The following is a 9270-nucleotide window of genomic DNA, read 5'->3' as shown; positions in this document are numbered from 1 at the left end:
CCTCCTCGACCTCATCGCCCACCACGACCCCGACGCCGCCGAAAAACACTGGCGCACCCACATCGCCACCACACCCACCCAGCCCCCCACCATCGTCCTAGACCTTCTGGGCGAGTAGCGGCACGGCGGCGGGTCCGATGCGTCCCTGACCGGGCACTCTGGGCACGCCGCCGAACCTTCTCGTGACGGTTATCGGCCGAGTTGGTGACAGGAGCGACAGAAATCCGGACCGACCGGCACGGACGGGTAGCACCGGAAACCGAAATGACAACAATCTTTCATCAACGCTGATGGTTAAAGCTCCCGGGCCCGGCTACTGTGGCCGCCATGCCGCTGTCGGGACTCGCCTGGCAGACTCTCCCGGACACGGGGGCGTTGGCTCTGGTGGACACCAGCTCACGCCGGGCCGCCGCGCTCGCCCGCCCCCATCCTCGAGAACTGCCCATGATTGATGTGGTTGACATGGAGCGACTTGTCGTTTCGTGGCTCTCACGTCAGAACCGCTTTGCCGCCGAGCAACAGCTCGTCGAACGGGTCGAAGACGACCCCCACCGCACGATGTCCGCACTGACCTGGCTGCTGGCGATGTGGACGGTCACGATTCACCTGCGCACCGGGCGCCCGCCCGCCGCGGTGATCGCGGCCATGTCCTATCGCCAGGTGTGGCGCAGCCCGGAAGCACCGCAGTCGGAACGGGTCTGGGAGACCCTGACCGACCGCATCCGGCTCGGCGCCCTGGCCACGCTGACCGCGGACGCGCGGTCAGCCGTCGAGTTCCACTCCCATGTCGACAACCCGCGTGGCATGGGTGCCGTGCTGGTACGGCACGCGCTCGGGATCATGGCGGGCATGGCCGATGACATGCGAACGATCGGTGTCGACCCTCAGGACATGGCCGGCACGCTCGCCCTCTACACCATCGACCCGGACGGCCCGACCGTCCCGTGCTTCCGCCCACTCACCTGAGCAGACAGCGGCCGCACCGGCAGCCGCCGCACCGGCCCCCGCTCCCCTGGCCCCTCCTCGGCCGGCGGGCGCTCACTCCGCAGAACGCGCGCGGCACCTCCCCGCGCGGCCACCCGGGAGATGATCGACCCGGCGGTGGCTTCCCAGGACGGCCGGACGGCGCGCCCGCGCCCACTCCGGCCGGTATCACGCACCGCCGCCGACCGGCGCCCGCTCGCCCGACCGGGACGTGGTGCCCGACCAGGGCTCGGAGCCCGGCCGGGCCGCACCGATGCCGCCGCGGCCCGCAGCGCGGCCGGGTCTGTCACCACCGGGTCCGTCAGCACCGAGCCGGCCGGCCCCGGGTCGGCCACCGCGGAATCGGCCTGGACCGTGGTGGGCACGGCGGCGGGAGACTCGGGGCTGTCGATGTAGACCGCCCGGGTCATCCCGGCATGGCCGTGGATCGCCAGCAACGTCTCCATCGACGGGTAGAGGGCGACCGAGCCGTGGTCGGAGTTCCACCAGAGGACACAGGTTCCGTCCGGGGCCTGCACTCCGAACGCGACAGCGCCGGTGCCCGACACTCCGGACACGTCGACGTCACGCTCAAGGTGGAACCGCCGGATCTGGCGTGCGGACATCCTGGTCGACCTCCTCGCGGGTCACAACACCGTGCCGCTGGGCGGTGCCGGGCGCCAACGGCGCCCGGGCGGCCTGGTGCCTGGCAGTCGGGCACCGGCCCGGTCGGGTCACGGTAGCCGCCGTGATCGGGGACGGTCATCCGATTGGCCGCGCCGGGCGGCGGGCCCGGCGCACACCGGCACGTCCGCCCAGGTCACCGACCGCAGCCGCGTCGATCAGACCACAGCCGTGTCCCCCACGAGAGTGGTTGGCACGCCGGGCCCTCAGTCCACCACGTGCAGCTCGCTCTCGGGGAAGGTCCGGGCAGCCGCCGCGGTGAGGTACCGGTCGTAACCGGCCGCGCCGGCCAGCTGGCTCTCCAGGAACGCCACGGTGTAGTAGACGGTGAGACGGTGGGCCCGGTCGATGTCGATGGCGGGGGGCCGGCAGGTCATGTCCGCCGTGACCTCCAGCCGCACCCGCACGCCCTCCGCCACCGGGCGGTCGCGGGCAGCGGCGGCCTGGGCGCAGATCTCGGTGAACGAGTTGTGCGTCCCGCCGGCAACGGTGACGAGGTAGCGCGGGCGGGAGCCGGTGAGCTCACCGAAGGCGGGCCGTGCGTTGCGGTCAAGCGGCACCGCGCCGTCCATCAGGCCGCCGATCATGATCGTCGGCACCCGGAGCCGGGCCAGCTGATCCGCCGGAACGACCTCGGTTGCCGGGGCGATCCCGACGACCGCCCGGATCCGGCTGTCAGCGGGGGCGTTCAGGAAGCCCACCGTGGAGGTCATCGAGGTCAGGCCGCCGAAGGAGAACCCGACGATGCCGATCTGGTCCGGCCGCACCATGCCGGCGATCGGGCAGTCGGGCTTCGTGAACGCGGCTATGACGCTCGAGATGTCGAGGAGCCGGTCGCTGGCCAGATCGACGAGCGGTGCCTGCCGGCCCTCGGCCACCTCGATCATGGTGTCGCCGGGGTGGTCCGGCGCGGCCACGACGAACCCGCGGCTCGCCAGCGCCTCGGCGAGGTAGGCGAGCTGCACCCGGCTGCCGGCGCTGCCGTGCGACATGACCACCATCGGGAAGCGGCCGGGCGCGGCCGGGGCCTCCTCCCCCGCCCGGCGCGACGTGAGCGTCACCCCGTCGGTCACCGGATAGCGCGCGGGGCCGGCGCCGGCGCGGGCCGGGTACCACACCGAGGTCACCAGCGGGCGGTTCGGACGCTTCTCGTCGGTCACCGTCAGGGTCTGGTAGCCGACCGGGTGCTCCCCCGGCTGGTCCGGAGCCAGGACCGGGCGGCCCGCCGCGCTGCTCCCGGAAGCCCCGGAACCCGGCGCGGGGGCGGACGCCGCCCCCGCCGTGCCGGTCGCGCGCCCGGCCGGGTCGCTCCCCGCGGACGAGGCACCGCACGATGGGAGCAGCAGCGCGCCGAGCGCCACAGCCGCCGCCAGCAGCAACCGACCGCGCGCCGCGGGGAACGCGTCCGACGCCGCAGACATGGACCGACACTACGCACAGCGACCACGCCGGAGCCAGCGGAAGGATGCCGCCGCCGACGCGCACCAGGTCAGCGGCGGTAGCCGCCGAGGCTCATCACCGTCGTGACGTCGTCGCCACCGTCGCCTCCGCCGAGCAGCTCGGCGAGCCGCCGCGGGCGGCCGACGTGATAGCCCTGCGCGACCGTGACTCCGATGTCGAGGAGGACCTGCGGCAGCGCCGCCCGGTCCACCCCCTCGGCGATCACGGTCATGCCCGCCGTCCGCGCGATCTGGACGACCGCCTCGACGACAGCGCGGTCGCGCGCGCTGGTGTCCACGGTCCGCACCAGGCTGCTGTCGATCTTGACGGCCCACAGCGGGAGGTTCCGCAGCGCGATGACGGCCCCGCTGGTCATTCCGAAGTCGTCGAGCAGAACCGGGCAGCCGCCGGCGGTGAGCTGCTCGGCGAGCCGCCGGGCCGCGTCCAGGTTGGCCACCGCGGCGCCCTCGGGGATCTCCAGGGCGAGCCTGGCCGGGTCGACCCGGCTGTCGCGCAGCGTGGAGAGGATGAAGTCGCCGAAGGCGGGGTCCCGCAGGGAGCGGGCGGCCAGGTTGACGTAGACCCGCCCGGGCAGCCCGCTGACGAGGGCGTTCACCGCCCGGAGCACGACCCACCGGTCAAGGTGCAGACCCAGGTCGGTGTGTTCGGCGGCGGCCAGGAAGCCACGCGGGCCGAGCTCGGGCCAGACCCCGTCCCGCAGCCGGGAGAGCAGCTCGAACCCGACGATCTCCCGGCTGGCCAGGTCGACGACGGGCAGGACGTCCAGCGACATCTGGCCGTTGTCGAGCGCGGCGGCGACCCGGCTGGTGACCGTCACCCGCAGCGCCGCCTCGTCGTACTGCTCACGGGTGAACAGCCGGACCCGGTTGCGCCCGGAGCGCTTGGCCTCGCGCAGGGCCAGGTCCGCCCAGGCGAAGGCGGCCTCGCTGCCTGCCGCCAGCTCGAGCGGGACGACGCCGATGCTGACGGTGGCCTGGACGGCGACGTCCTCGGCGGCGGCGGTGCGGGCCGCGATCGCCGCACAGAGCTGCTCGGCGACGGCCAGGCCCTCACTGCCGCCCCCGGCGGGGAGGACGACGGCGAACTCGTCCCCGCCGAGACGACCGAGGCGAGTGCCGTCGGGAAGCTCCTCCCGCAGGGCCTGGGCCACCGCCCGCAGGACGGCGTCACCGATCGAGTACCCCTGCAGGTCGTTGACGTCGGCGAGATGATCGATGTCGAGGATCAGCAGGGAGCCGTCCGTCGCCTCCGTGCCCGCGACCCTGCTCTCCAGCTCCTCGGCGAGGGCGTAGCGGGTACTCAGACCGGTGAGGGGATCGATGCCGTGGGCGTCGGGACGAGCCTGCTCGGCGAGCGACGCGGGATCGGCGAGCGCGGCAGGATCGCCCACGGCCGCGCCGGTACCTTCCGGGGCGGCGGTGCCGTGGGTGGGCTCGAGCTCGTCGGTCGCGGTGGGGGCGGCTGTCTCCCCCAGGCCCGCGACACCCAGCACGGCCGCCGCGAGTTCCGCGACGACATCTCCCATGAGGTCGCCCGCCGGGTCTCCCGGGACGCCTCTCGCGGGTTCCCCGGAACCGTCTGGCGCTGCCACGGCGGCGGACGCGGCCGGCAGCCCGGCGCCGAAGGCGGTGATCTCGGCGGTCAGATCAACGATCTCGAACAGCAACAGCTCGGACGGCTGGCCGGCGCTCATGTCCCGGCAGGAGGCACGCAGCAGGCGGGGCGAGCCGTCGGGGGCGGTCCAGTCCAGGACGGCCGGCGGGGCGGACGGGTGCAGCCCGGTCAGCGGCAGGCCGGCCTCGGCGACCGCGAGCCGTGCCTCGAACGCCGAGTCGGGGTTCCGCAGGCCGGTGACGAGCTCGACGAGGGCGTCGTTCACCCAGGCGACCCGACCGTCCGCGGTGACGATCAGCATGCCGACCGACGACGCAGCCGCGGCCAGGCCCGCAACCCCAGCGATCACCGCACCTCCCGTACCGCGCCGCCCGGAGTGCGCAGTCTAGTGTCCGCGTGGCCCGGGTCTGTCAGTCACCGCGCCGTGTCGACTGTTACGCGTCACAGTGCCGCCGCGGGTTCGGGCGGGACGCCCGACGCCGTTAACGGCAGGTAACGGACTGCGATCCGGGTCACATCCGGTCCGGCGTTCCCAGCCGGTCAGCGCCACGCCGGCCGCGCCCGGCCGCGGCTCACAGCGTCCCGAGGACACGGGCCACCGTGATCTCCAGTACGACCCGCTGGGGGTTGACCCGTGGGGTCCGGTACCGCTCGGCGTACCGGCGCTCGGCCTCGGCGACGGCGGCCGGCTCGTCCCGGACCACCGCGAGCCCCTCGAGGGTCGACCACCGCCGGCCGTCGATCTGACAGACGGCCACCCGTGCGCCCCCGCGCCGGCCCGGCGGACCGTCGGCACCCGCGCCACCATCCACAATTACGGACAATTCGCTATCAATGCCTATCCCTTCGGGGTCGACCTGCGCCGATCGGGGGCCCGGCTCGGCCGGCGGTCCGGTCAGGTCGACCCCCGCGCAGGCAGCGACGAGGGCGGCCTTTCGTGACCCCCGCGAGGTGATCACGCGGGCCAGGCCAACCGCCGGCTCGAGCGTCACGCCCACGGGGACGACGTGCGCCGTGCCGTCCGGGCGCACCGTCGTCAGGCTGCACAGGTGCCGCTCGCGCCAGAACTCGAGGAAGGCCGGGCCGCGGCCGCGCAGGTCCATCGTCACGGGCACAGCCTCTCACCTGCCGCGACAGCGGTTACCGAACCGTAAACGCGGATCCGAAAGCGGCCAGAGAAGCGCGATTGCGGATGTATCGTGCATCCCGTGTCAATGATCCGTACCGCGCGCAAAGCCCGCGTGTCCCGCTTCGCCGTTCCGTTGCTCCTCGTTCCCGCACTCGCGCTGGTCGCTGCCGGCTGCGGATCCGACGACGACGAGACCACAGCCGCTCCGCCCGCCGCCACCACGGCCGCCGCGGAGCCCCACACCATCACCGTCTTCGCCGCCGCCTCGCTCACCGAGACGTTCACCGAGCTGGGCAGGCAGTTCGAGGCCGGCCACCCGGGTACGACGGTCGAGTTCTCCTTCGCCGCGAGCTCCGCGCTGGCGCAGCAGATCAACTCCGGCGCCCCGGCGGACGTCTTCGCCTCGGCGAGCACGAAGAACATGACCGAGGTCGTGGACGCCGGCAACGCGGCCGACCCGAAGACCTTCGCGACCAACTCACTGGAGATCGCGGTCCCGAAGGACAACCCGGCCCGGATCGACGATCTCGCCGACCTGGCCAGCCCCGACGTGAAGGTCGCGCTGTGCGAGGCGCAGGTGCCGTGTGGCGTGGCCGCCACCACGGTGCTGGAGAAGGCCGGCCTGCGGGTCACGCCGGTCACCTTCGGTCAGGACGTCAAGGCGGTGCTGACGACCGTCGGCCTGGGTGAGGTCGACGCCGGCCTCGTCTACCAGACCGACGTCGCCTCGGCCGAGGACAGGGTCACCGGCATCGAGATCCCGGCTGACGTGAACGCGCGGACCAGCTACCCGGTGGCGACGGTGAGCGAGTCTCAGGAGGCGGAGACGGCGAAGGAGTTCGTCGAGTTCGTCCTGTCCGACGAGGGCGCCGCGGTGCTGACCGAGGCCGGTTTCGGCCCGCCGGCGTGACCACCGGCCGCCTGGCACGGCCGGTGGCACGGCCGGTGGCACGGCTGACCCGACGCCGGCCGCCGTCGCGCTCACGGAGCGAGACACGTGGGCGCGCACCGTGGCCCCTGGCCGTGCCGGCGGCTCTTGCCGCCCTGTTCCTGCTGATGCCCCTGCTCTCGCTGATCATCCGAGCGCCGTGGGAATCACTGCCGGAGCTGCTGACCGATCCCTCCACCCGGCACGCACTGTGGCTGTCCGTCCGCACGGCGACGATCGCGACCGTCGTCTGCATGCTGTTCGGCATTCCGCTGGCGTGGGCGCTCGCCCGCGCCACCTTCCCGGGGCGCTCGCTGCTGCGGGCGCTGGTGACCATCCCGCTCGTCCTGCCGCCGGTCGTGGGCGGTGTCTCGTTGTTGCTCGTGCTGGGCCGGCGCGGCATCGTCGGCTCGCGCCTGGACGACTGGTTCGGGTTCACGATCCCGTTCACCACCGACGCGGTGATCATCGCTCAGACCTTCGTGGCGATGCCGTTCCTGGTCCTGTCGGTCGAGGGCGCGCTCAGCGCCGCCGACCGGCGGTTCGAGGACGCCGCGGCCACGCTCGGCGCCAACCGGGTGACCGTCTTCTTCCGGGTCACGCTGCCGATGATCCTGCCGGCGATCGCCGCCGGTGCCGTACTGTGCTGGGCCAGGGCGCTGGGTGAGTTCGGTGCGACGATCACCTTCGCCGGCAACTTCCCGAAGACCACCCAGACCATGCCGCTGGCCGTCTACCTGGCCATGGAGGTCGACCCGGACAAGGCGGTCGCGCTGTCCCTCGTGCTGCTGACGGTCAGCATCGTCGTCCTGGTCGCCCTGCGCGGCCGCTGGTGGAACAGCCGGCACACGCACACCGCTGGTCTCACATGATCGAGAGGTCCGACCCGGCCGCGCTGGCGAAGGCGCCGCCCGGCACACCGCGCCGCACCGGGCTCGTCGCCCGGATCGGGATCGAGCTCGGCACGCTCACGCTGGACGCCGAGCTGGCCGTCGAGCCAGGCCGCACCCTGGCCGTCCTCGGGCCCAACGGCGCCGGCAAGAGCACACTGCTCCGGGCGCTCGCCGGGCTCGTCCCGCTGCAGCGAGGGCGCGTCGAGCTGGACGGTGCCGTCCTCGACGACCCGGCCGCCCGCCGGTTCGTCCCCCCCGAGCGGCGCGGCGCCGGCTACGTCTTCCAGGACTACCTGCTCTTCCCGCACCTGACCGCGATCGACAACGTGGCCTTCGGGCCGCGGGTGCGCCACCGGGTGCGGCGGGCGGCGGCCCGCGCCGCGGCCCGGGAGATGCTCGACCGACTCGGTCTCGCCGAGGTCGCCCACCTGCGGCCCGGGGCGTTGTCCGGCGGGCAGGCGCAGCGGGTCGCGCTCGCCCGCGCGCTCGCGCCGGGGCCGGGCCTCCTGCTCCTCGACGAGCCGCTCGCCGCTCTCGACGCCGGCACCCGCCTGGAGGTCCGCGCCGAGGTCCGCGCCCTGCTGCCGACGCTGGACGTCCCCGTCGTCATGGTCACCCACGACCCGGTCGACGCACTCACGCTCGCTGACGACGTCGCCGTGCTCGAGCGGGGGCAGGTGGTGCAGCGCGGCGAACCCGCCGAGGTGATCACCCGGCCGCGCACGTCGTACGTCGCCCGCCTCGCCGGGCTCAACCTGTTCCCGGGCACGGCCGCCGGCGGTGTGGTCACCCTCGACGCGACCGCCGCCCGGCCCGTCACCCTGCCGGCCCCGCCGGGCACGGCGGACGGGTCGGTGCTGGTGGCACTGCGGCCGTCCGAGATCGGGGTGCAGCTGAGCGAGCCCGGTGCCGCACCCGGCATCCAGGTGCTCACCGGGCCGGTGACCTCGGTGGAGACGCTCGGCGACCAGGTGCGGGTGCAGGTCGCCAGCACCCCGGCGACGCGGGCCGAGATCCCCGCCCGGCGGCTCGCCAACCTGCGGCTGGTCCGCGGGACGCCGGTCTGGCTCACCGTCGACGAGGGCCGTTGGGACGTCTACAGCCAGGGCGGCGCAGCGCCCTGACCAGCCAGGCCGACCAGCCAGGCCGCGGCCGCCCGCCGAGCCAGGGCAAGGTCAGGTGCCCGGGGCGGGCTCGCCGTCGACAGGACGGAGCCCTTCTGTAGGCGCGCCGGACCCGCCGCACGCGGGCTCTGTCGGGTTCGCTACAGTTCCAGGCGTTGCGAGGGGGGAGATCACCCAAAGGAGTCTCCATGGCCCCGGTCCGTAAGGCCGTCGCCAACGCAGCTACCGCGGTCGCCCTGGTGGCAGCCGTCGCGTCCTGCCGATCCGGCCCGGGCGGTTCGCCCGGTGGCGGATACCACCCGCCCACCCCGGCACCGAGCGTGAGCGCCTCGGCGTCCACCGCTCCCACACCGGGGACCCCGGGCCCGACCACTCCGGCCGCGCCGACGACGGCGCCGGTCACGACCGCACCGGGCGGGCCCACCACGGCGCCGACGACCCGCCCGCCGGCACCGACCACCCGCCCACCCGTCC

General features: G+C 73.9%; 8 protein-coding genes and 1 pseudogene. 5 read left to right on the top strand and 4 right to left on the bottom strand.

The annotated features are described in order from the left end of the window. Positions 1–327 precede the first annotated feature (327 nt). Complete coding sequence (locus AB1460_RS34040) at positions 328–966, top strand: hypothetical protein (RefSeq protein WP_071081705.1); 639 nt, start codon at positions 328–330, stop codon at positions 964–966. On the opposite strand, the gene AB1460_RS34035 is transcribed toward AB1460_RS34040, so the two are convergent. The 4 genes from AB1460_RS34035 to AB1460_RS34020 all read right to left on the bottom strand — a co-directional run bounded on the left by AB1460_RS34035 (position 912) and on the right by AB1460_RS34020 (position 5831). Further along, complete coding sequence (locus AB1460_RS34035) at positions 912–1589, bottom strand: hypothetical protein (protein ID WP_368966414.1); 678 nt, start codon at positions 1587–1589, stop codon at positions 912–914. The two genes, AB1460_RS34040 and AB1460_RS34035, sit on opposite strands and share 55 nt — an antisense overlap. Before the next feature lie 264 nt (positions 1590–1853). Further along, positions 1854–3068 (bottom strand): alpha/beta hydrolase family protein, encoded by a 1215-nt coding sequence (locus tag AB1460_RS34030; protein ID WP_368966412.1) that lies wholly within the window; start codon positions 3066–3068, stop codon positions 1854–1856. A gap of 68 nt (positions 3069–3136) precedes the next feature. Beyond that, a complete protein-coding gene (locus AB1460_RS34025) occupies positions 3137–5071 on the bottom strand; it encodes an EAL domain-containing protein (RefSeq protein ID WP_368966410.1) in 1935 nt (644 codons plus the stop codon). A gap of 223 nt (positions 5072–5294) precedes the next feature. Then, positions 5295–5831: a pyridoxamine 5'-phosphate oxidase family protein gene (locus AB1460_RS34020; protein ID WP_368966417.1), complete on the bottom strand. Its 537-nt coding sequence runs from the start codon at positions 5829–5831 to the stop codon at positions 5295–5297. Positions 5832–5936: 105 nt separating this feature from the next. Here AB1460_RS34020 and modA point away from each other — a divergent pair, with 105 nt between their 5' ends. The 4 genes and pseudogenes from modA to AB1460_RS34000 form a co-directional block, all read left to right on the top strand. Beyond that, complete coding sequence (gene modA, locus AB1460_RS34015; RefSeq protein ID WP_368966416.1) at positions 5937–6761, top strand: molybdate ABC transporter substrate-binding protein; 825 nt, start codon at positions 5937–5939, stop codon at positions 6759–6761. A 113-nt stretch (positions 6762–6874) separates the two neighbouring features. Continuing rightward, entirely contained in the window at positions 6875–7651 is a 777-nt protein-coding gene (locus AB1460_RS34010) for an ABC transporter permease (RefSeq protein ID WP_420497440.1), read from the top strand. Beyond that, complete coding sequence (locus AB1460_RS34005; protein WP_368966408.1) at positions 7648–8796, top strand: ABC transporter ATP-binding protein; 1149 nt, start codon at positions 7648–7650, stop codon at positions 8794–8796. Before AB1460_RS34010 ends, AB1460_RS34005 begins: the two co-directional genes overlap by 4 nt. A 188-nt stretch (positions 8797–8984) precedes the next feature. Then, positions 8985–9270, top strand: a pseudogene (locus AB1460_RS34000) (CAP domain-containing protein); the annotation flags it as partial.

The sequence above is a fragment of the Parafrankia sp. FMc2 genome (assembly GCF_041008525.1).
Lineage (GTDB): Bacteria > Actinomycetota > Actinomycetes > Frankiales > Frankiaceae > Parafrankia.
This window is presented reverse-complemented; position numbering and strand designations above follow the sequence as displayed.

What these genes read in the sequence shown, in the direction of transcription:
- AB1460_RS34040 (WP_071081705.1), top strand. Translation starts at nt 328, where the DNA reads ATGCCGCTGTCGGGACTCGCCTGGCAGACTCTCCCGGACACGGGGGCG.
- AB1460_RS34035 (WP_368966414.1), bottom strand. Translation starts at nt 1,589, where the DNA reads ATGTCCGCACGCCAGATCCGGCGGTTCCACCTTGAGCGTGACGTCGAC.
- AB1460_RS34030 (WP_368966412.1), bottom strand. Translation starts at nt 3,068, where the DNA reads ATGTCTGCGGCGTCGGACGCGTTCCCCGCGGCGCGCGGTCGGTTGCTG.
- modA (WP_368966416.1), top strand. Translation starts at nt 5,937, where the DNA reads ATGATCCGTACCGCGCGCAAAGCCCGCGTGTCCCGCTTCGCCGTTCCG.
- AB1460_RS34005 (WP_368966408.1), top strand. Translation starts at nt 7,648, where the DNA reads ATGATCGAGAGGTCCGACCCGGCCGCGCTGGCGAAGGCGCCGCCCGGC.